General features: G+C 42.0%; 17 protein-coding genes, 1 tRNA gene and 1 pseudogene. 9 read left to right on the top strand and 10 right to left on the bottom strand.

Annotated features, from left to right (window positions below):
• Positions 1 to 31 precede the first annotated feature (31 nt).
• A complete protein-coding gene (locus DZ860_RS11430) occupies positions 32 to 2,128 on the bottom strand; it encodes a DEAD/DEAH box helicase (RefSeq protein WP_120031361.1) in 2,097 nt (698 codons plus the stop codon).
• Between the two features lie 370 nt (positions 2,129 to 2,498).
• On the opposite strand from DZ860_RS11430, the gene rnb reads away from it, so the two are divergent.
• The 4 genes from rnb to DZ860_RS11410 all read left to right on the top strand — a co-directional run bounded on the left by rnb (position 2,499) and on the right by DZ860_RS11410 (position 9,869).
• Positions 2,499 to 4,541: an exoribonuclease II gene (gene rnb, locus DZ860_RS11425; RefSeq protein WP_120031359.1), complete on the top strand. Its 2,043-nt coding sequence runs from the start codon at positions 2,499 to 2,501 to the stop codon at positions 4,539 to 4,541.
• A gap of 259 nt (positions 4,542 to 4,800) precedes the next feature.
• The gene (locus tag DZ860_RS11420; RefSeq protein WP_120031357.1) at positions 4,801 to 5,445 is read left to right on the top strand and encodes a TetR/AcrR family transcriptional regulator; all 645 of its coding nucleotides are present in this window, start codon (positions 4,801 to 4,803) and stop codon (positions 5,443 to 5,445) included.
• 15 nt (positions 5,446 to 5,460) lie between these two features.
• The gene (locus DZ860_RS11415; protein ID WP_120031355.1) at positions 5,461 to 6,771 is read left to right on the top strand and encodes an efflux RND transporter periplasmic adaptor subunit; all 1,311 of its coding nucleotides are present in this window, start codon (positions 5,461 to 5,463) and stop codon (positions 6,769 to 6,771) included.
• Positions 6,768 to 9,869, top strand: a complete 3,102-nt coding sequence (locus tag DZ860_RS11410) for an efflux RND transporter permease subunit (protein WP_120031353.1) — start codon at positions 6,768 to 6,770, stop codon at positions 9,867 to 9,869. Before DZ860_RS11415 ends, DZ860_RS11410 begins: the two co-directional genes overlap by 4 nt.
• Positions 9,870 to 9,943: 74 nt before the next feature.
• On the opposite strand, the gene DZ860_RS11405 is transcribed toward DZ860_RS11410, so the two are convergent.
• Positions 9,944 to 10,318: a DUF3024 domain-containing protein gene (locus DZ860_RS11405; protein ID WP_120031351.1), complete on the bottom strand. Its 375-nt coding sequence runs from the start codon at positions 10,316 to 10,318 to the stop codon at positions 9,944 to 9,946.
• Between the two features lie 135 nt (positions 10,319 to 10,453).
• Between DZ860_RS11405 and DZ860_RS11400 the strand changes: the two genes are divergently transcribed.
• A complete protein-coding gene (locus DZ860_RS11400) occupies positions 10,454 to 11,272 on the top strand; it encodes a phosphate ABC transporter substrate-binding protein (protein WP_120031350.1) in 819 nt (272 codons plus the stop codon).
• A gap of 137 nt (positions 11,273 to 11,409) precedes the next feature.
• On the opposite strand, the gene DZ860_RS11395 is transcribed toward DZ860_RS11400, so the two are convergent.
• Entirely contained in the window at positions 11,410 to 12,090 is a 681-nt protein-coding gene (locus DZ860_RS11395) for a MaoC family dehydratase (RefSeq protein ID WP_120031348.1), read from the bottom strand.
• A gap of 304 nt (positions 12,091 to 12,394) precedes the next feature.
• On the opposite strand from DZ860_RS11395, the gene DZ860_RS11390 reads away from it, so the two are divergent.
• From DZ860_RS11390 to DZ860_RS11380, 3 genes are all read left to right on the top strand, one after another.
• Positions 12,395 to 12,485, top strand: a tRNA-Ser gene (locus tag DZ860_RS11390).
• A gap of 88 nt (positions 12,486 to 12,573) precedes the next feature.
• Positions 12,574 to 13,902: a site-specific integrase gene (locus DZ860_RS11385; protein ID WP_120031346.1), complete on the top strand. Its 1,329-nt coding sequence runs from the start codon at positions 12,574 to 12,576 to the stop codon at positions 13,900 to 13,902.
• On the top strand, positions 13,899 to 14,663 hold the full coding sequence (locus DZ860_RS11380; protein WP_120031344.1) for a hypothetical protein: 765 nt from the start codon (positions 13,899 to 13,901) through the stop codon (positions 14,661 to 14,663). Before DZ860_RS11385 ends, DZ860_RS11380 begins: the two co-directional genes overlap by 4 nt.
• A gap of 162 nt (positions 14,664 to 14,825) precedes the next feature.
• Here the strand turns inward: DZ860_RS11380 and DZ860_RS11375 are convergent, their stop codons facing one another.
• The 6 genes from DZ860_RS11375 to DZ860_RS11355 form a co-directional block, all read right to left on the bottom strand.
• Positions 14,826 to 15,305, bottom strand: a complete 480-nt coding sequence (locus tag DZ860_RS11375; protein WP_120031342.1) for a hypothetical protein — start codon at positions 15,303 to 15,305, stop codon at positions 14,826 to 14,828.
• 62 nt (positions 15,306 to 15,367) lie between these two features.
• A complete protein-coding gene (locus tag DZ860_RS11370; RefSeq protein ID WP_120031340.1) occupies positions 15,368 to 15,955 on the bottom strand; it encodes a VOC family protein in 588 nt (195 codons plus the stop codon).
• A gap of 348 nt (positions 15,956 to 16,303) precedes the next feature.
• The gene (locus DZ860_RS24430) at positions 16,304 to 16,489 is read right to left on the bottom strand and encodes a hypothetical protein (protein ID WP_165862894.1); all 186 of its coding nucleotides are present in this window, start codon (positions 16,487 to 16,489) and stop codon (positions 16,304 to 16,306) included.
• Positions 16,489 to 18,705 carry an AAA family ATPase gene (locus DZ860_RS11365; RefSeq protein WP_120031338.1) on the bottom strand — a complete coding sequence of 739 codons (2,217 nt, stop codon included), beginning with the start codon at positions 18,703 to 18,705 and terminating at the stop codon, positions 16,489 to 16,491. The genes DZ860_RS24430 and DZ860_RS11365 overlap by 1 nt, the downstream gene beginning before the upstream one ends.
• A gap of 209 nt (positions 18,706 to 18,914) precedes the next feature.
• Positions 18,915 to 19,913: an HNH endonuclease gene (locus DZ860_RS11360; RefSeq protein WP_120031336.1), complete on the bottom strand. Its 999-nt coding sequence runs from the start codon at positions 19,911 to 19,913 to the stop codon at positions 18,915 to 18,917.
• The gene (locus DZ860_RS11355; RefSeq protein ID WP_120031334.1) at positions 19,914 to 20,492 is read right to left on the bottom strand and encodes a class I SAM-dependent methyltransferase; all 579 of its coding nucleotides are present in this window, start codon (positions 20,490 to 20,492) and stop codon (positions 19,914 to 19,916) included.
• Positions 20,493 to 20,586: 94 nt separating this feature from the next.
• Between DZ860_RS11355 and DZ860_RS11350 the strand changes: the two are divergent.
• Positions 20,587 to 20,771: pseudogene (locus DZ860_RS11350) on the top strand (IS4 family transposase); the annotation flags it as partial.
• Between the two features lie 305 nt (positions 20,772 to 21,076).
• Here DZ860_RS11350 and DZ860_RS11345 read toward each other — a convergent pair.
• The gene (locus tag DZ860_RS11345) at positions 21,077 to 21,364 is read right to left on the bottom strand and encodes a hypothetical protein (protein ID WP_133305442.1); all 288 of its coding nucleotides are present in this window, start codon (positions 21,362 to 21,364) and stop codon (positions 21,077 to 21,079) included.
• Positions 21,365 to 22,113 lie beyond the last annotated feature (749 nt).

The following is a 22,113-nucleotide window of genomic DNA, read 5'->3' as shown; positions in this document are numbered from 1 at the left end:
GGCGGGGATTTTTTTAACTAATCTTTAGATCTTAGTCTTCGCTGCGTTGTGGACGGCTGTGACCACGTTCGCCACGGTGGTTACCACGGTGATCGCCACCACGGTTACGGTCGAAACGACGTTCGCCATCACGGTTCGCTGCGCCATCACGGTTTGCACCACCTTCGCGGTTACCACGGTAGCCGCCGCCATCGCGGTTTGCGCCACCTTCACGGTTGCCACGGTAGCCGCCGCCATCACGGTTTGCACCACCTTCACGGTTACCACGGTAGCCGCCGCCATCGCGGTTGCCGCCTTCACGGTTACCACGGAAGCCACCTTCACGGTTGCCGCCTTCGCGGTTACCACGGAAACCACCTTCGCGGTTGCCGCCTTCACGGTTACCACGGAAACCACCATCACGGTTGCCATCACGACGACCGCCATCACGGCGAGGCTCACGGAAATCGTTGAAGTCACAAACTACCGCGCCAACTTCTTTTTGACGGATACGTAGCTTGCTTAGTTTGCCCGTAGTTTCAGAGTTCATTGTTTTTGGCAGCTGAACGTAAGTTTGACCTTGATCTAGTTTGATAGCACCGATAGAGCCTTTAACTAGACCTAGTTCGTTAGCTAGTGCGCCAACGATGTCTTTAACTTGAACACCTTGCTCACGACCAACTTGTAGTTGGTAAGTATCCCAATCTTGAGTGCTGAAACTACGCTCACGACGGCCACCTTCACGGCCACCATCACGACCGTCACGTCCACCTTCACGGCGATCTTGACGACGTTGTTTCTCACGTGCGATTGCGTCTACCATTGGGTCGTCACCGATGTAGAACAATGGACGTTTGCCTTGCTGACGTTTCAGTAAGATTGCCGCTAGAGTGTTCGCATCGATTTCTAGAGATTCTTGAAGCTTCTCGACTAGTTCAACGAACTTATCTAGAGCTTTATGTTCTTTTTCTGCTTCTAGCTCAGCACCTAGTTTAACTAGACGAGATGCAGCAACTTGATCACGCATAGGAAGTTGGATTTCTTCCATAGATGATTTAGTTACGCGCTCGATAGTGCGTAGCATGCGGATTTGGTTAGTACGAACCAATAGGATCGCTTTACCTTTACGTCCAGCACGACCAGTACGGCCGATACGGTGGATGTAAGATTCCACATCGAATGGGATATCGTAGTTGAATACGTGTGTAATACGTGGAACATCAAGACCACGTGCAACAACGTCAGTAGCAACTAGAATGTCGATAACACCTTGTTTGATGTGGTCAACAGTACGCTCACGTAGAGACTGAGGGATATCGCCGTGTAGTGCAGAAGCTTTAAAGCCACGCTCACTTAGCCAATCAGCTAGGCGTTCAGTGTCTTGACGAGTACGTACGAATACGATTGATGCGTCAGTTTCTTCAGTTTCAAGTAGACGAGACATTGCTTCGTCTTTCTCTACGCCTTTAACAACCCAGAATTGTTGCTCTACTTTGTCAACAGTGTGGTTTTTACCAGCAACGTCAACAGTAACTGGATCGCGTAGGAAACGCTCACAGATGTTTTTAAGCATTGGAGGCATAGTTGCAGAGAATAGAACGCGCTGTGCAGAAGCAGGCGAGTGTTCCATGATTGCAGTTACGTCATCAACAAAGCCCATGTTCAACATTTCATCTGCTTCATCTAGAACGAAAGTGTGTACTTCGTCTAGGAAAAGATTTTTACGGTTGATAAGGTCTTGAACACGGCCTGGAGTACCAACAACAATGTGAGCACCATTTTTAAGTGCACGCATTTGATCAACGATAGAAGTACCACCGTAGATTTCAAGAACTTTAAGACCAGGGATGTTACGGCCTAGGTTTTTAACTTCAGCTGCTACTTGGATAGCAAGTTCGCGAGTTGGAGCTAGAACGATAGCTTGTGGTTTACGTTGTGCTAGGTCTACTTTGTTTAGTAAAGGTAGAGAGAAAGCAGCTGTTTTACCAGTACCTGTCTGTGCTTTACCAAGTGCGTCAGAACCTTCCATCAGATGTGGAATAGCAGCAGCTTGAATTGGAGTTGGGTTAACAAAGCCCATTTCAGTCAAAGCTGAAAGGATAGAGTCATTTAGCGCTAAGTCGCTAAACTGAATTACAGAATCTTGCATTGGGATCCTACTAAATATTTATTCAACAAAAGGTCCCACGAGCTCTACCAATTCCATTACCAATCCAGAAAGAGCTGATTCCGTTCAGATGCGGAAAAGTTGTAAATCGCATCAAGCCAACTAGGGACATAAACAAGGGGGCGGATTATATTACCAAAAGCATAAAAAAAGCTAGAAAAAATTGAATTTCATCACAAAAATTTCTCAAAAATGGAAAACATGGTCACATTGTCGACATAAAGTGATTAAAACGGTTGTTTTCTGCGCCATGACTGAATGGTTTTTTCCTGAAGGAGCACCGAACTTAGGCTAGATTGGCCCTAATAGCGGTGTTATAGTGTCCGCCATTATGTAAGTTAGATGTGTTACGATGTTTCAAGATAATCCCCTACTGGCTCAACTTAAGCAGCAAATGCAAGAAAATCTTCCTAAAAAGGAAGGGACCATTAAAGCAACGGAAAAAGGCTTTGGCTTTTTGGAAGTAGATAGCAAGACTAGCTTCTTTATTCCACCACCTTATATGAAGAAGTGTCTTCATGGCGATAAAGTCATTGCGATCATCCGTACTGAGAAAGAGCGAGAAGTTGCAGAGCCGGAATCGCTATTAGAACAAAATCTAACGCGCTTTATTGGCCGCGTTAAATTGTTCAAAGGCAAATTGAATGTCGCACCTGATCACCCGCAATTAAAGAAACAATCTCTGAAAGCAAAAGTGAAGAAAGGATTAAACCCGGAACATTTTGCTGAAGGCGATTGGGTGGTAGCACATCTTATTCAACATCCTTTGAAAGGCGACAATGGTTTCATGGTCGAGATTTCAGAAAAGATCACGGATGCCAACGACAAGATTGCACCTTGGTGGGTAACTTTAGCGGAAAACGATCTACCGAACAGCGAACCCGCTGGTCTAGATACGTGGGAAGTAAAAGATGACGCTGATCTTGAACGTATCGATTTCACTCATGTACCGTTTGTAACAATTGATGGTCAATCGACCAAAGATATGGACGATGCACTTTACGCGAAGAAAAACGCGAATGGTGATTTTGAACTAACAATCGCGATTGCCGATCCTACTGCTTACATCACACCTGATAGCGAGATGGACAAAGTCGCGCGTGAACGTGGTTTCACCATCTACTTGCCTGGTCGTAATATTCCAATGCTGCCTCGTGATCTAGCCGATGAGCTTTGTTCATTGATGGAAGGCGAAGTTCGCCCAGCACTATGTTGTACAGTTACAGTAAGTAAAGACGGTGTCATCGGCGATGATATTAAGTTCTTTGCTGCTAACATTAAGTCACACGCTCGTTTGGTTTACGATCATCTTTCAGATTGGCTTGAGAATGGTGAGTCACCTGAATGGCAACCAAACGAAGAGATTGCACAAATTGTTCGTGATCTTTACGAGTTTTCATTAGCGCGTGCTCAATGGCGTCAAGCGAACGCAGTGGTTTTCCCTGACCGTCCAGACTACCGTTTTGAGCTAAGCGAAGACAACGACGTAATTGCGATTCATGCAGACATGCGCCGCAGTGCAAACCGGTTAGTCGAAGAGTCGATGATTACCGCAAACATTTGTGCAGGAAAAACTCTGCAAGCTGCTTTTGGTTGTGGTGTATTCAACACTCACGCTGGTTTTAAACCAGAGAAAATCGCTGATGTAGTTGCACTTGTTAACCCAGATGGCGATCTACCGTTTACGGTAGAATCAGTAGCAACTCTGGAAGGTTTCGCTGCATTACGTCGTTGGTTAGGCCAACAAGATACAAGCTATCTTGATAACCGTATTCGTAAAGCGCAAGCTTATAGCGAAATGGGTAACCAACCACTACCACATTACGCAATGGGTCTAGATATCTACGCGACTTGGACATCTCCAATCCGTAAATATGGCGACATGATCAACCACCGTATGCTTAAAGCGTTCGTGCTCGGTAAAGAGCCAGTGCAAACCGCTGATGATACCGTTGGCGAAGAGTTGGCATTGCATCGTAAGCACCACAATATGGCTGAACGTAAAGTTGGCGATTGGCTATATGCTCGTACTCTTGCTGAAGCGCCTGCTAACGAGACTAAATTCAACGCAGAAATCTTTGATATTTCTCGCGCTGGTATGCGTGTACGTCTACTAGACAATGGTGCGGCGGCCTTTATTCCTGGCTCAATGATTGTTGATAATAAAGAACGTCTTGAGTGTAATGGCGAAAGCGGCACAGTTGCGGTTGATAAAGAACTTGTATTCCGTCTTGGTGATGTACTGGAAGTAGTATTGGTTGATGTAAACCAAGAAAACCGTAGCTTACTTGCAAAACCAACTCAGGTTTTTGCACCAGTAAAGACAGTTGAAGCTGTTAACGCTGAAACTATTACTGCTGAAACAAGCGCTGAAGAAACAGCGACGAAGTCTTAATCAGATATCAGTAACAGCACTCGATATAAGTAACACAACGATCCCTTGGTGAAAGCCGAGGGATTTTTTTTACCCTCAATTTGTTAACAACATCGGTTAGCCCCACTCTTTTTATCGTAAGCGTTGTTAAAATCACCATGAGAGTCACGATTTGCAAAAATTCATCAGTTGATGAATAAGTGATGAATTAAAAGTCTGTCGACTAGAAAATCAACAACCTATAATTAATCGACTGATGAATAAATCAAATGGAAATGCAATGACCAATAACAGGAAAGTGGGGCGTCCTAGCGAAAGGACCGGTGCGCGTGAACAGTTAATTTATCATGCTCGTGAACTTTTTACCGTTATGGCCTATGACAAGGTATCGACTCGACTGATCGCCCAAAAATCAGGCGTCAATAGTGCGCTGATTCGTTATTATTTTGGTAATAAAGAGGGGCTGTTCGAAACCATGTTGCGCGAAACTCTTGCCCCAATGCAAAAACAAATTAACGCCCTCATGGCGGAAAGTAGCCACAAAAATTTCCTCGATTTAATGCGGACTTACTATAAAGAAATGGTCAAAGTCCCTCAATTCCCCCGATTGATCTTCCAAGTTATGCATATGCCACCCTCAGATACGCAGCGCAAGTTGATGGAGAAAGTATTTAACGACATCAGTAAGCATATGCAAGATGTCATATTCGACAAACTGATCTCGACTGGCGTACTTAAAGAGGGGATGGATCCCAAGCTATGCCGTATATCCTACATCAGCTTGATGGTGTTTCCGTTTATGGCTCCGCCTGCCATGTTAGCGATTCATGGTATTGAACTGAATGAAGCATTTCTCAATCAGTTGATTGAGCACAATATTCAACTTATGACGGGTGGTTTCATGAACCCTCAGCCAGACATATAAAAAGAGGGCAGCAGAATGAAAATAAACCGCAAACTCCTTTTCTTTCCAGCTTTAGCGGTGGGTGTTGTTATCTTTATCTTATCGATGAAATTGCGCCCTGATTTACCAGTAAAACCAGCCGGAGATAGAGCTCGAGTTGTGGATATATTGCCGATGGAACTTACGGCCATTGCCCCACTAGCTGTAGGCTTTGGTAAAGTCACGCCAAAACTTGAGTGGAAAGCGATCGCTGAAGTTTCTGGCAAGATCGTGTATCGAAACCCTAGCTTGGAAAAAGGACAGGTTCTGCCAGCAGGGACTGAATTGCTGCGAATTGATCCTCTTGATTACCAACTTAAATTGGCACAAGCAGAGGCGGATCTTAAATCAAGTGAGACATCGCTGGCTAAATTGGATCAAGAAGAGCTTAACCTTAAGCAGACGTTAAACATTGAGCAGACACGATTAGTGATTGCGCAAAAAGAGCTGGAACGAAAGCAGAACTTGCGTAAAAAAGGACTGACGTCGCCATCGGATGTAGACCAACAACAACAAAGTCTTCTATCACAACAAAAATTAGTGCAAGACATTCAAAATCAACGAGCACTTTTGCCTGATGAAAAACGCGTAGCAGAAGCAAAAGTAAAAGTGAACCAAGCGAAAGTCCAAGAAGCCGAGCGTTCTTTGGCAAAAACGACCATCGCATTACCACAAAATTTACGTATCGCAGAAGTAGATATCGAAGTCGATCAAGTGGTGAACTTGCAGCAAGTAATGGTGGTTGCCCATGGCATGTCCGTCATGGAAGTGGAAGCGCAGTTATCAATTCATGATATGCACATGTTGACATCAAGCTTGGCGGAATTTCGCGTTGATGGAGCAGGGATCCCTCAGCCAGATATGACCTTTACTAATGCGTTTGTCGAGTTAAGTAGCGGCTCAGTTGTTGCCCGCTGGCCTGCCAAAGTGGCTCGCATTAGTGAGACTGTCGATCCAAACCAAGCAACCGTTGGTGTGATCCTTGAGATCGAGCAAGATTATAGTCAACTAAATCCAGAATCGGCACCACCTTTGGTCAATGGGATGTTTGTTCGCGCTGATATTGAAGGTCAATCAAACCCAAGTTGGGTGGTTCCAGAGCGAGCTTTACATAATCAACGCATCTACGTGATGAATAATGAAAATAAACTTGAGATAAAACCGGTAGAAGTGCTTTATCGTCGTGACAATCTCGTCGTCATCGATGGCGATATCGAACATGGCGATAAACTGGTTTTAAACGATCTGCTTCCCGCAATTGAGGGAATGGCGCTGAAAGATAGAAACGCAGAGGAACCAGCCTTATGATTCGTTTCTTTACTCGCCATCCTACTGCTGCCAATTTACTGATGATCTCCCTATTGATCCTCGGTTTTAGCTCACTTTCAACCATTAAACGCGAAACCTTTCCTGAGTTTGATCCACCTTATATTATGGCGGGAATCGCCTACCCAGGGGCTTCCCCACAAGAAGTGGAAGAGAGCCTGTGTGTCCGTATGGAAGATGCGGTTGATGGGTTAGCTAATATTGAAGAAACCCAGTGTGAAGCGATAGAGGGCTCTGCACGTTTGGTTCTAAAGTTGAACGAAAAAGCAGATATCGGGCGAATGTTAGTTGACGTTCAAACTCAAATTAATTCGATTAATGATTTTCCTGACGACATTGAATCCCCAGTTGTTCAGGAGCTTGATTGGAATGAACCCGTGGTTGATGTGGCGATTACTGCCAATACCACATGGCCAGAATTAAAAGCGTATGCAGAGCAGCTTAAGAGGGAGTTAAAGCTTGATTATCAAGTCTCTTTGGTTGAAGTTGCTGGATTTTCTGACCACCAATATCTCATCGAATTAGATGATCAGGCGATTCGCCAGCTAGGGTTAACGGTTGGCGATATTGCTCAGCAAATTGGTAAACAAAATATCAAATTACCCAGTGGTAACATTGAAACCCCAGAGAAAAACTTCCTGATCCGTTTTGATGAACGCCGCACAACGCCGCAAGAGTTAGCATCTTTGGTGGTAGGGTCAGGAGCTAACGGTTCGCTTATTCGCTTACGAGATGTGGCGACGATTACGGATCAATTTGAGCTCGATGAACAGAAAGTCCTGTTTGATGGCAAACCCTCAGCATTATTGAAAGTAAGCAAGAACAAAGAAGATGATGCGTTAAGAATCAAAGAACGTGTTAGTCAGTTTGTGATTGACCAACGACTTATAGCACCTGATGGAGTGACGTTAGAACTCACTAACGATCTTTCCTCAGTATTGTGGGATCGCTTAACCATGATGGTGCGCAATGGCTGGCAGGGTATTGTGCTGGTGTTTGCGACGATGTGGCTGTTCTTTAGCTTCCGCTACTCATTTTGGGTTGCCGCTGGGCTACCTGTCGCGTTCTTCGGTGGTTTGTTCTTAATGGCGCAACTAGGCCTTTCAATCAATATTATGTCTTTGGTTGGGCTATTAATGGCGATTGGTATCATGATGGATGATGCGATTGTTATCGCTGAATCCATCGCTGCTCATCTCGAACGGGGGGAGGATATAGATGATGCCGTGGTCAACGGGGTTAAAAAAGTCTTACCTGGCGTGGTCTCTTCATACTTAACCACAGTATGTATATTTGGCAGCTTACTCTTCTTACAAGGGGAGATGGGGGCAGTGCTAAAAGCAGTACCTCAGGTGTTAATTCTAGTATTAACGTTAAGTTTGATAGAAGCCTTTTTGATCTTGCCACACCATTTATCGCATTCACTACATAAACAGAAATCAGAACGAAAAGTGTGGAAATTCAAGCAAGTCATCTTGGAACGGTTTGAGTCATTTCGCAATAATCAACTGGTGTACGCAGTCGACAAAGTAGTCGACTACCGATACGCCTTTTTAGGTGGCGTTTTAACGTTATTATTGGTTTCTATTGCCGCGATTACTGGCGGCCTTCTTAAGTTTCAGCCATTTCCTGAGCTAGATGGCGACATCGCTGAAGTACGCATTATCCTTGCGCCGGGCGCGTCATTAACTCAGACAGAACAAGTGGTCGAGCATATTGTTGAGTCTGCACAAAAGCTCAATAAAGTTTGGAGTGATAAGAACGAAAATGGACGAGCATTGGTGGAACATATCACCAGCCAGTTTAACGTTAACCAAGATGCGAACGAATCTGGGCCTCATATCGCGACCGTCAGGTTGGATTTACTCGGAGCAGAAGATCGCAACACCATCATTGATGACTTCGTTGACGCTTGGCGTGAGGATGTAGGCGAATTAGCAGATCCTATCTCATTGGTCTTTAAGCAGCCAACCGTTGGCCCAGGTGGCCGCGCGATTGAAATTCGAGCGATGCACGATGACTTAGAGCAGCTTAAAGCCGCTTCTATTGATATTCAGCAATACCTTCAAGAGTTCGATGGCATTCATGGCGTATTAGATGATATGCGGATGGGTAAAGAAGAAGTGTTGGTTAAACTGCGTCCGGGGGCAGAAAGCTTTGGCATTAACGGGCAACTGATAGCGAATCAACTTCGTGCGGCTTATTTTGGTCAAACAGCTGATGAGATTCAGCTCGGTGTTGAAAACATCTCGATAGAAGTGCGATTGAATAAACGCCAAGCAGGCGATCTACAGCAACTCGCGAATTTCCCGATTATTTTGCCTGATGGTAGCCAAATTCCATTGGCTTCGATTGCAACATTGGAGTTTCAGCGCAATTACGTTCGAATTCAACGAATTAATGGTTTACGTACCGTTAGTGTTTTTGCTGATACGGATAACAGTAAGATCAGTTCATCAGCGGCTATTGCTCAGTTCCAAAAAGAGGAGGCGTCAGCATTACTCGCTAAATATCCGAGGCTACGATTTGATTTTGAGGGTGAAGCGAAAGATGCCGCCAAGACTGGTAGCTCCATGGGGAAAGGTTTCCTACTTGGGTTGTTTGGTGTATTTACTATCTTAAGCTACCAATTCCGTAGCTATTTGGAACCGTTTGTCGTGATGCTTGCGATTCCATTGGCATTTATCGGGGTTGTTTGGGGGCACGTGTTATTAGGGCACTCTTTAAGTATGCCTAGCATGATGGGTTTTGTGTCACTGGCAGGTATCGTTGTGAACGATTCTATTCTTCTGGTGCAGTATATTCGCCATCATGTGGATGAGGGGGATAGTGTGCATGATGCCGTTGTGAAAGCGAGTCGTGAACGTTTTCGCGCAGTATTTCTCACATCGATGACCACGGCAGCCGGTTTATTGCCGTTACTACTCGAAACCAGCTTACAGGCTCAGGTCATTCAGCCTTTGGTAATATCGATTGTGTTCGGAATTTTTGCATCCACACTGTTGGTGTTATTTATGATCCCTGCAGCTTACGCGATTTTGGCTGATTTCGGTTTTATCCGAAAACATGAAAAAATTTAAGCGAATGGATGATCAACGAAATTGATGGTATTCGGGCCTAGTCGTTATTGAATCGTAATTCAATTTAGTAATGGTTAGGCCTTTTTGTTGTACCAAAATACCGCATTAGGATCTTTATCGACTTCTTTCATGACGGAAGCGAGATCGGAACTTGGGGTTTGATAAGGGTAAGGGGACCAGTAGTCATTGCTCTCATCACTCTCTTCGTCATTAGGAACAAACAATTGCCAAAGGCCGAGTTCACTATTCCAAAGTACTTTTGCGATGGGGTAAGTGTAATCACAATGGGATGAGTCCAAGAGGAAATGTTGCTGGATGAATACCACGCCATTGTCCAGCGATTCAAATCCCGCTTTGCCTAATTCTGTCGGCAGACTTTGATTGCGTTGTTGGCAAATCATTTGTGCCCGCGTTTCAACTTGCTTTTGCAGTAAACTGACTAATCCCATGATGACTCCGATTCAGGATGAAGTACCTCCCCATAGTATGTATTAGAATTTGATCAGTCTGTATAGCCTTTCACAAAATTGTCATCAATTCGACATAACATATCGACGGTCAGTTAATACTAAATGGAGATAATTATGATACGAGTTGTGCTTGCTACGCTTTTTTCTTCTTCACTATTCACTTTTTCAGCGATGGCGAGCGAAGTGAACATTTCAGGTTCTACCTCAGTTGCACGAGTTATGGATGTGCTTGCTGAGGGGTATAACATTGAGCACCCGGACAGTTTTATTGCAGTGCAGGGTGTTGGCTCAACGGCAGGTATCATACTGGTACAAAAAGACGTGGTTGATTTGGGGATGAGTTCACGTTATTTGACGGAAGCTGAATTGGGAGAAACACTGGCCGTAACGCCTATTGCGTTTGATGGTTTAGCGGTTGTGGTTAACCAAAACAATGCAGTGAAAGGCATCAGCAGAGATCAATTGTATGACGTTTACAAAGGGAAGATTACCAACTGGAAAGAGCTAGGCGGAATTGATCAAACTATCGCTGTGGTCACACGTGAGGCATCGTCAGGTTCACGTTCGAGCTTCGAGAGCCTACTGGGCTTGACCAAAGTAATTAATGGTCAGCTAGTCTCTGATATCGACAATGATAGCTTAGTTGTAAACAGTAACAGCATGGTTAAAACCATCGTTAACCACAACAAGCAAGCGATAGGCTTCATTTCAACCGGCTCTATCGATGAATCAGTGAAAGCGATTCGGTTTGAGGGCGTTAAAGCGACAAACTCAAGCATTCACAATGGAACCTATGAACTGACTCGCCCATTTTTGGTGGTGTATAAGCCTGAATTAGCAAATGATGAAACTAAAGCATTTCTGGAATATTTGAATAGCGTTGAAGCGAAGAACTTAATTCGTGAATACGGTTATTCACCTATTGCGAAGTAGTGGCTTAAGCAGTTGCATTGTTAGTGGGATGAAAAAGCATAAGCTGAGATAAAGTAAAAGGGAGAACATGATGTTCTCCCTTTTTAGTATTTAGATTAAGTTATCTGGATTAGCTATTTGAAATCGGTTAGTTGAAATCAGAAATGCAGTTGAATAACGGATACCACAATAGCACCAGGGCGGCGAACGCCTTCAATTTCGACTTTGATTTCACGCTCAATCTCTAAGCCTTTTCTAATCGGCGTTACTTTAGTCAGAGTACTAACAGCACGCAGGCGGTTACCCGGCTTAACAGGGTACGGAAAACGTACTTGGTTTAAACCAATGTTCACAACCATTTTTGCTGTTGGGTACTGAGAATGGTCAGGATCAACACTGTCTGTTAGACGTGGCAACAGTGCTAAAGTGAGAAACCCGTGAGCAATCGTGGTTTTAAACGGAGATTCAGCTGTCGCACGCTCAGGATCGGTGTGAATCCATTGCATATCTTCAGTGACTAAACCGAATTGGTTGATTCGGTCTTGCGTTACGCCAAACCATTCACCGGTATGAATCACTTCACCAATTTGAGCCGACATCTCATTATAAAGAGTTTGCGCTTCTGGTTTGAGCTCGATAGGCTTAGGTGCCTGCGGAGTCACTGCATCATTGACTGCGGGTTGCTGCAAATCACGTAAACGACCAAATAGATGACGGTTATGTGCTTTGTGAAGGAACTCCCCCCAGTACTCACGCATGACTGGCGACACCCACTGCATAAGCTCGTATTGCTTTGCGTTTGGTTCATCACGATGTTTAAACAGATCTGCGACCTTCATAAAACCCTCAGAAAAATTAGCATAGTCTCGGTCAATCTTTCAATTTTGAAGTAGTTCACACTTATGTGCAAATACTTTCGAGCGTACAGGTGTATTCTGTACAGTGTTTTAATTAATAATAACAATAACTTAAAAATAAAACACTATTTTATTAGAGTTGATAAATTAGAGCTATTATGTAAATAATTTGGTCTACAGGAAAAACCCTGATTAGCTCTGCTGATTGTTTAGTGAGCACTTGATTCATCTGAATTAAATTAGTGCTTTACAAGCTTATGGTGAATACCTATTATAGCGCCACTGCGGAGAGATGGCTGAGTGGTTTAAAGCACCGGTCTTGAAAACCGGCGTGGGTTTATAGCCCACCTAGGGTTCAAATCCCTATCTCTCCGCCACTTATTTATACGTCCAAGCCCTTGATTTTCAAGGGCTTTTTCGTATCTGTAGTACTGCAAATCACTTTCATGACAATGAGGTGAGACAATGTACTTACAAAAAGCGCCCAACGGCGTCTATCAAACCCGCATTTGCATCCCTAAGCCACTACAGCGTTTTGGCTATCCATTCGACATAAAAGTAAGCCTTCGTACCAAAGAACGCTCAGAAGCGATTGCTCGTAACTTCATAGTAGCTAACTACCTTCGATCCGCCATTACTAGGCTAGATACCTCGTGTCCCCCTAAATTTGATCTCTTCAAATCAGCTCTCGATCAAAATATCAATTGTATCCGCCTTTCATTTGTTAGTGGTTCAGCGTCATATGAACATCCGCAATATAAAGCGGTAGAGCTTGTTGACGAGCATTCTATAGCTGAATCATTAATAAACGATGCTTTTGAACATCGAAATACCGCAAATCGTTGTAAGCCCACTTCTTTTGATGATTCTCTTGCGTTGTTTGTGGAAAGTAAACATAAGCAAGGAATTACCAAACTCACCGTACACCAGCTAGAGCAGCGAATTAATCATTGTATGAAGTTCCTTGCTCGTAAAGGTTTGGGTCAAAACACAGTAACCAGTGCTGACTTACTCGATTATGTCGATCACTTAATTAGCGAGAAACGCTCGGCAAAATCAAACCGAGGTTATTTCGCGTCGGTTAAACAGTATTTTGCTTGGCTTAAAGCGAAAGGTTTCAACTCAGATAATCCAGCTCAGGGGATAAATCCAAAGTTTAAAAGTAAGCTGCATGCTTCAGAGCAACGAGAACGCTGGACTGAGTCTGAGTTGATTAGGCTGTTTCGAAGTGCTGAATATATGCGACAAACAGAAGATTTCCAGTGGGTAACTAAGTTACAACTGTTTCATGGTTTTCGAACAGGAGAGGTATGTCAGATATACGTCAAAGACATTGTATGGCAGATGCGTATTCCCTGCATCAGAGTGACCGACCTATCTAAAGATCAGCATTTAAAGAATGCACATGCAGTTCGAACCATCCCCTTGCATCCGCAGTTGCGTGAGAGCTTTTTGCAGTTCTACGAGTCACGCAAAACCCGTAAACGCACGCCCTTATTCAACTACAAACCATTGGGGAAAGACAAAGACTGGACTAAAACGTATCGCCAACAGTTCGGCAAGTTACAGACGAAATTAGGAATGCGTGCGGGAGCACGCCCTACAGCTTATAGCTTGCGCCACACGTTTATCGATGAGCTGAAAGAAAAAGACATTCCTGAACATAGCGTGGCTGAAGTCGTGGGGCATACTAATCCCAATATGACATATGGACGTTACGGGAAAAAACACCGCATAGACAAGTTACTTGAAATTGTAGGTGAGTTTGAAATTAATTTGGAGGGAACCTTATGATGCGCTTATCTAATAGAATCCGCCAAGACTTGATAACGACCCTCATGGAGGGGGCTGCTTATATTGATAGTTTAGACTTATCACGATTTTTTGAGCTCGGTGTCAGAGAGAAACAAATCGGGCTTATTGACTACGCAATTCATACTCTTTATTCGCACCCATATCTCACTATGGATGCTTTTATTGAAGAGGGTTATTCACAGCAACTCCTAAATCGGACTATAGGTGATTTTGAACAGTTTAAAAGTGAAATTGGTTTAGATCGTTACACGTTAGATCGCTGGCTTGAGCAGAATGATGATGCCTCTGGAGACGTGTGTATGCCATACGAAGTTTATCAATATTTTGCTCCAGAAGTTCGCGCCAAGTATTTGAGCGGTCTGATACTTAAAGGCGTTCGCGTCCAGTTAGGCAGCGAGAGCTTAGCATGTATTCGCTTAAAATGTGGCACTCCCTTTGCTATCCCTAAAAATACAGCTGAGATAGCGTTTTACCTACAAATTTCGAGGTTCGGGCACTACAGCCAGATGCATTTTTCTCGATCGGAATCGGTTTTGACTTTAGGTAGTAATCGCATTGAAATATGCATTTATGCAAGTCAAGCAAAGCGAACCGAAGACTACACAGTGTGTTTAATTGATGACCGTGAACTACATGACGTTCAGAAAGCTAAACCTTCAATATTTATGCTGCAAGATTTCTCGATTAAACATACTTCAGGGATCAATGAAGAGTGCCTTAAGGTATTGGGTCTGATTTAACCTATCTGTTATAGATGCTTGTTCAAGGGTTACAAGATGGCTTGTAACCCACTTTTGGACATTTGTGAGTTATTTATTTTGCTAAATTAGCAATCCATGAATGAACTCAGCTAATGAAAAGTCGTTTAATTAACTGTCTAGTTTCGGTGGTGCAACTCCTTACTATGAAGGACCAAAATCCCAATCATATGGATTTAGAAGTATTGCTTTATCTTCTTCCGTTAAATTATCATAATTTTGCGATACATATCTTATTAAGTAAGGGAAAAAATAGTCCATGATTACTTCTTCACCTAACCCAAGAATTGAACCATTGCCGCTCCACCTTGAATGATTAAAAACCTCCTCGCTATACAGTTCATTTGGAATGGGAAACTTAATTACAAATTTGCCTTTGTTAGGTAGTTCCACCCATGCATCGATTCCTTTCGCATCAGAATTGTAAAAGTTTTCTCCATCTAGCGCCAATTGACAATAACGGGTGAGAACACGATTAAGGTTTTTCAAAACATATGGAAATGAAATGTATAATAGCTCTATAGTTTGATCAGCAAGAATGAATTTAAGTGCATTTTTTAAGTTACTTTCACGCCGTTTTTTTATAGATAAAGGTATACTTGATTCACAATCCAAATTCTTCATGTTATCTCCTGTATACAAGCGTATTTCTTAATCTTTTCGTGTACAGTCATTAAATTGAAATCCTAAAGTATCGAAAGTAGAAATGAGCCTACACTAGCTATACTGCCCGCATGAGGCAACGCACTTAGCAAAGTTTTGACAACTGCTTTACTCGGTTTGTCTGACTGAATCTGTAGTTCAATTGCATCAACAACTTCCAATGCTTCTTTCTTTTCAGCAGTATCTTGAACAAGCCTATCAATTTCGCTTCGAAGGAGCTGTATATGCTCTACGATTTCAGAGTTCTGATTGACGATATTAGTTGAGTTGTCTACCGAGTTATTGTTAACTCGAGCATTGTCACCATGGAAGTTGTAAGTAATATTTTGAACTGCTTCCTTAGCTTCTGGAATACCTAACTTTTTAGCTTTGATTTGATAATGTGCTGGTATTGAATGAAATTTTTCGTGAAAGCCTGGATCTATTACTTTGTAAGTTTCTTCACCGCCGCTAGACATAAACCTCTGTATTAGATCATTTGTTTCAATCGAAACATTTGATTGCATAAGGTAAATACCTTTATCTTGCACACTAGCCTTTAAATCCGAATACTCATCACCATTAGTTTTAATAACTTTGATTCGATCTGTCATCATTCTTTGAAATGCCATACTTTCTCCTAGGAATTAACAGGTTCAAAAACACAATGTTACTTGTAAGTAGGTCTATCATTGTAAAGTATAAAAATTTACTCATAGATTGAATAGCAACCTACTCACTAGACAGATGCAGAACCACATTATTCAATCAGAGCCATATTGAATCATTAGGAGAAATAGGTCAATTAATAGCAAGAAAAGTGTGTCCTGCTCCTTATCCTAAATAACTCAGATTTGTGAGAGTAACTAAAATCGGTCTCACTCAGGTCACGTAAGCGATTTACACAAAAAGCGAAGTATATTAAACTTGTTTCGTTACCACTTTGGTAATTCTCCAGCCTACTGAACCGAAGTAGCTTATTACATTGTGTGATGAGGCTGCCTGTGGCAAGCACAGGCACTCAGTGGAGATTTTGCCGATGAGACAGAAAATTGTTGATGTACGTCAGTACACTCGATTTCGTCTAGGCAAGCTCGAGGTAGTGTGTAAACACCGCCGATCGCTGCCAAGACGATAAGTTGATTGAATACCTCAGTGGTAACCACTATGACTCCATCATACAGTGGTAATGTTCCTCGTCTTGACTCTCTATAAATATAGACTTGAATCTTTCCAAGTACGCTTGAGGTTCAACTTCGACCATCAAACCAATGTTCGTTGGATCGGAGTGTGAACTCCTATTAATGTAGCGATAAAAAGCTTTGTGTCCTTGCTCTGGCTCTTTTTCTGCTAATTCATTTAGGATGTCAGATAGCTTGTCTCTCTTGTGTACAAAACCGAAATAATACTCAATTATGTTTCGCATCACATTGGGTAAAACGACAGGATTGGCACTGCCCTCAATGACATCTTTGATTATTTGCCATAAAGACTGATAATCATTTTTTAGCTCACCTTTATTCATTGGTTGTACATTGGTGTATTGCTTTTTATTTAAGCGATATAGTGAGTATTTATCATTGAACCTATCATTGCCCTTTTTGTCTTTACCTTGTGGAGCTAGCTTCAATAGCTCTTGATAGAAAAACAAGCTATGGGTTAGCACAATGACCTTTTTGAACTTATTACCTTTAATGATTTTGGTGTGGGTCAGAGAGGCTATGTCATAGATATAGTTTTGAGAGAGACTAGAAATAGGGTCATCGATAACGATCAGTTTTTCTTTATCAGCAATATCTGAATCCTTACTCATACTGCCGTTGCATTTCTCGATAAAGTATAAGAAGGTTATCAGTGTTTTTTCTCCTTCACTGAGGGACTTAAACACTTCTTTTCCTTCATTGGTCTTTTCCCCTCGGCTAAGTACAAAGTAATTTTGTTGCTCTGGGTCAGTTGATGAGACAATTTCAAAGCTCGTTAGACCTAGACTCTTCAAATTTATATTAATTCTTTCAATGGTATCGTCAATATTTGACGTTTTTGAGCGAAGGTAACTGATTCTGCTAGCAACTTTTTGACCAACCAGTTTCACTCTTTTCAAGTCTGCATTTAGTTGTTTGATGTCACTATCTTTTTCATCTATCAAACGCTTTTCCAATGAAAAAATAGACTCAGTATGATATCTAACTGAATCCCACATCCTGTCTTGGATGTCTTTTTTGCTTTCCTTGAATTTTCTTGCCTTTATTATTATCACTTTAACGGCTGCATTGATCTCTTCAGAGATACTCATTAAAGGGGCTGATTTCTCCTGATAATCAATGATTTCAATAGATAAGCTTGGTTTTTCTATCTTGGATTTAATCAGGTCTAGGTTGTCTTGATAGACACGCTCTAGAAGAGCAATAACTGGGTCAACCTTATGTAAGTTTGGGTCATATAACGAGCAATTGATAAACGCAGCTTGGATGGATGTTATATAGTTCGTTACCGCATCGCCGTAAGACTTCGAGATAGCTTCTACTTTTTGCACGTTGGAGTCATATGTTTTATCAAATAATGCAGCAAGCTCAGAGCGAAAGGTGTCATCTATCGTATCTTTCTGACAAAAAGGGCATTTTGTTTGCTCTTCTGCTAAGTAGCTATCTTTACCATTCTTAACCCAATTTTGGTTGTTGAGTTCAGTGATAAACTCTGTGAGCTGACTACTTGATGAACCTACAATTGGTTCAGAAAGGATGGTTGTTTCTTCAATGCTTAGGCTTGGTGGGGAAGGTAGCTCAATTAATGTTGGTAGTGCTTTATCAGATTGGGTTAGGGAATCATACTCAGCTTGAAGGCTTTCTATGGAGTCTTGGGATACCCCTTTTTGAGACTTTACTTGTTTGTAAAAATTACTTTTAGGTCTTTTAAACCCTTCAAGAAACGGCGCAAGAGATGTTTTCTCAATGATATTTTTTTGTTTAAATACTTCTTCGATAGCAGAATCCGTCGCCTTTCCTTGAGCCGTTTCGGCTTCTGATATCTTGGCTTTGATCCCGTTGTATAATTCTAAAAGCTTTTCCCTCAATTTTGATTTTTCAGCAATTCTTGCTTCAAGATCTGCATTGTCTTTGCTCAATGTGAATACGCCTTCCTGCATTGAGCTTTTTACAAAGTGTTGCTCTACAAAGGCTTGGTTGTACACTATAGGGGTAAAACTCCCTTCAACATTAAGACTGCAACTATCGAATTTTTCTCTATCATACAAGAAATTAGAAATTGTGGACTTACCTGCTCCATTTAAGCCAAAAATCAACGTATTCTGCTTTGATATATCGATAATTTGTGGTGTGGTAGGGTGGTAGCTAGTAACCCCTTTTATGGTTATAGAATCGCTCACTTTTCCCTCGCTAGTTTGACTAAATACACCAATCTTTTAGTAGCTAACTTAAGCTCTAAATACTCAATTGATTACATAGTTATACATGAGAAAAACTTGGTCAAGTTGTGTCTGTAGATAAGGTGAATTGAAACAACACTAACTCATAATGGGGCAATTCTGAGTCAACAGGCAAGGATATCTTACCTGTTGTTAACCCCCAAGCTGCTTCACTTATTATTGAGGGCAGTAATCAACCTTCGGTAAAATGGGTCGCTCGCTGGGTTATATGAGTCGGAACCGCCCCAATAATATCGACCTAACACCGATTTTATGTTGTCGTAATGCATGTTTAGGTTACTTGCACGCTTTTTCGGAGTTGACCCTAGTGTGCTTTGAATTTTCGCTTTCCAAGGGTGGTTACTTCCCATGATGTTTTCGTTTCGGGCAATGAGCTTCTCCACAAAATGCTGCCCCACTAAGCGATCTGACTTCAACAAGTTACAGTCACCGTGAGAGAGTACTAGATTCCATATTTCATCATGATTAATTACTTGTCTGGGCAGAACATGATCCACATGAATATTATCATCCATTGGTTCACCACAGTAGAAACAGACGTTTCCTTGATAGCCAGATAGAAACGGTATGTTGTGAGTCAGTGCTTTGCGCTCATGACCATTTTTTAGATATATCTCTCGTATGTTATTGGCAAGCTCAAAGTTTGTTTGATTAATGCTAAACGCGCCCTCTAGCAACCCCCAACGCGCATGAACTTCTTGTTGAAGTGTGTTTATTTGCGGTTCAGTCAATGACAGTAGCGAGTCTTTCAAAACAAGCTTCTTACCTTTCTCTATATCGTAGAAATAGCTTGCGACAATATTTTTGTCAGAGCCGATAGTTTGGAATCTCGGAACCACGTCATCAAAAGCCGTATCCGCCACCTTATCGATAGCTTGATTACTAGTTAAAACGCCTAGCTCATGCTCTTTAATGATGCGTTCCATCTTCGTTAAACGGTTAGGATTGCCCTGCTGCGGCATTGAGTTAGCCGCCAGCCGTGCTTTATAGGCGTCAAAGTAAGTGGTTGATAGCTCTTCCCAAGAAAGCTCGGTTTTCCCCTCCCGTGAAGCTTTAAGAAGCGTTTGAGCCAATGCCATCTTGTAAGTGGCTGCATTTAGCCCAAATAAGACAATTCCCTTAAAATAATCTTCGTTCGTAAAGTTCATCTAGCCCTTCACCAATATTGCATTTAACCACTGCTCTTTCTCGCGTCCTTTACGCAGGTCACCCGTTATCCAAAGTTTTTGAGCGGTAAGCGATGTCGTAGCCAATATGCTGTTAAGACGAGCTTCATCTAGGTTGGTAAAGAAGCGCCCATTGCGTTCAACTTCATCATCGCCATATTTGAAAGAACAATAAAACACGCCACCTTCATTTAACGGGATCGCAAGATTACTAAATGCGAGTGGCAGCTCATCAAAGGGAACATGTAACAGAGAGGCACACGCCCATACTGCATCGAACTGAACAGAGGCGCTGAACTGTTGAAAGGTTGTCACTTCCACGGGTTGCTTTATCAGAGCCTCCGCCAACTGAGCAAGTTCAGCGCTGGCATCTATAGAATGGACTCTAAAGCCTTGAGACTTAAATGCAAGAGTGTCCCTTCCCGAGCCGCAACCAGCATCAAGGATAGCGCCACCTTTAGGGATTAACGGTAAGAACTCATTATATAAGCTCTGCATCTCTACGTTGACGGTACCGTTATAAAACTCTTGCGCGTTGTTGTTGTAGTAATTCACGCTTATTACTCTTTAGTTACGGTATACATAGCAAAATCATACTACTAACTTTCATGTTGATGTCGGTTTTAAATCAAAAATATACTTATTCACAGGACTCCAAGCTAGAACAAAGCACAAAAGTAAGCGGATGGATCGTCTTTTATGTAACCGCCACTTGCATCGGGAGAGAATCACGTTTACCGCTGGCATGCTAGCTTTATTTGTGCGGGCAACCCCATGTCAGTCGTTCTCGTTGATTGGTCTGATATCCGTGTACACAAAAGACTTATGGTGAGCCGAGCATAAGCCCCGCAACAACGACGTTAGGTCACTTTTTTTCTTCCATCGGATTAGAGTTGATAGGGAAAACGCACGCCCCTAATATTTGTAGAGTATTTAGTTTAACGAATAATGGGACAAAAACGTGCCAGAACATATCGGTCTGACATGGGTTACTAGATCGTAGCGTTGTGGCAAATAAGAAATCGCTACTTGTGGGAAATTTACTGGGATCGTTGCGCTTTTCTAAATGCAGCAATGCCTGCCTCACAAAGAGGCTTAGTGACGGGTTTGTGCGCATTATTAGTTTTTTCTAGTCCGTCGTTTGTCTATCTTGCGCACCAAACACTATCAACTCTACCTGACACATGGCTATGGAAATAAACCGCTAAATAGCTGTGATCGTTCACTTCTACCTTGACTATATCCGATGCATCATAATTGCTTGGCAATGTAACCACAACTTGGTTTTGTGTACTGGTAGAGTGAATTTTAGGTGTAGATGTATCAGTAAATGCCGAAGAACTATTATTACTACTGAATGCTGAATTACTGGCAAAACTTGAAGTAGCCAGTCCTAACATTAGCCAGATCGCAATCAATACTGCTTTCATCATTAACATCCATCTTACGTGATTAAGATATTAGTTTAGAACTTCAGTGGGCAAACTTTGAAGATGCAAATAATAGAAACGAGTGAATCGTCTCAAATAAAACGTCATATTGTTATTAATTGTATCCTACTGTGTTTATTATCATTAATGCGTTTACTCAGTTCAAATTACGTAAGTCGATGGATTAGTGAGCCTGAATACAGGGAATTAACCTCAATACGTGAATTTAATGGCAATATTTTATGTGACAAATATCACATTTTTAGGATGCAAAATATTTTGTTTCATATTGAGTTTTCCCATTCATCATAAATGATACTTGAGTTAAAACAGTTAGTTACATCAGTATGAATATATTTGAATTTCAAATATATTCCCTTATTATACAATAACTTAGAAAAAAGTTAACTGACTTTGCTATTGATCAATAAATACGACTGTGTTCACATAATAAGCAAATCACTACGTCACGAAAATTCGGAATTGTTACGCAAGAAGAGCAATACGGTTTGTTGGCTTAATTAAAGGGTCCGCAGATGGTAATCAATAACGTAAAACATAAAAAACGAGTAAACAGAAAACTAAAAAGCAAAGTACAAACGAGAAGAAAAGGAACAAGAAAGTCGAAGGCGTCTCTAGAGATGCATGATTATCCGACTAGTTCTTTGAGTTATGCGGTATGTAAATACTTACAACTTAAAAAGTTCGAAGTTGCAGAATCGACATATCAATCAATGAAAACTCATGCGCGG

Origin of the sequence: Vibrio sinensis, from assembly GCF_003605645.1 — a bacterium.
GTDB lineage: Bacteria > Pseudomonadota > Gammaproteobacteria > Enterobacterales > Vibrionaceae > Vibrio > Vibrio sinensis.
The sequence above is the reverse complement of the archived record's forward strand: the minus strand, read 5'-3'. Positions and strand labels throughout refer to the sequence as shown.

Excerpts from the sequence above, each read along its gene's own strand:
- DZ860_RS11430 (WP_120031361.1), bottom strand. The coding sequence starts at position 2,128 with ATGCAAGATTCTGTAATTCAGTTTAGCGACTTAGCGCTAAATGACTCT.
- rnb (WP_120031359.1), top strand. The coding sequence starts at position 2,499 with ATGTTTCAAGATAATCCCCTACTGGCTCAACTTAAGCAGCAAATGCAA.
- DZ860_RS11420 (WP_120031357.1), top strand. The coding sequence starts at position 4,801 with ATGACCAATAACAGGAAAGTGGGGCGTCCTAGCGAAAGGACCGGTGCG.
- DZ860_RS11415 (WP_120031355.1), top strand. The coding sequence starts at position 5,461 with ATGAAAATAAACCGCAAACTCCTTTTCTTTCCAGCTTTAGCGGTGGGT.
- DZ860_RS11410 (WP_120031353.1), top strand. The coding sequence starts at position 6,768 with ATGATTCGTTTCTTTACTCGCCATCCTACTGCTGCCAATTTACTGATG.
- DZ860_RS11405 (WP_120031351.1), bottom strand. The coding sequence starts at position 10,318 with ATGGGATTAGTCAGTTTACTGCAAAAGCAAGTTGAAACGCGGGCACAA.
- DZ860_RS11400 (WP_120031350.1), top strand. The coding sequence starts at position 10,454 with ATGATACGAGTTGTGCTTGCTACGCTTTTTTCTTCTTCACTATTCACT.
- DZ860_RS11395 (WP_120031348.1), bottom strand. The coding sequence starts at position 12,090 with ATGAAGGTCGCAGATCTGTTTAAACATCGTGATGAACCAAACGCAAAG.
- DZ860_RS11385 (WP_120031346.1), top strand. The coding sequence starts at position 12,574 with ATGTACTTACAAAAAGCGCCCAACGGCGTCTATCAAACCCGCATTTGC.
- DZ860_RS11380 (WP_120031344.1), top strand. The coding sequence starts at position 13,899 with ATGATGCGCTTATCTAATAGAATCCGCCAAGACTTGATAACGACCCTC.
- DZ860_RS11375 (WP_120031342.1), bottom strand. The coding sequence starts at position 15,305 with ATGAAGAATTTGGATTGTGAATCAAGTATACCTTTATCTATAAAAAAA.
- DZ860_RS11370 (WP_120031340.1), bottom strand. The coding sequence starts at position 15,955 with ATGGCATTTCAAAGAATGATGACAGATCGAATCAAAGTTATTAAAACT.
- DZ860_RS11360 (WP_120031336.1), bottom strand. The coding sequence starts at position 19,913 with ATGAACTTTACGAACGAAGATTATTTTAAGGGAATTGTCTTATTTGGG.
- DZ860_RS11345 (WP_133305442.1), bottom strand. The coding sequence starts at position 21,364 with ATGATGAAAGCAGTATTGATTGCGATCTGGCTAATGTTAGGACTGGCT.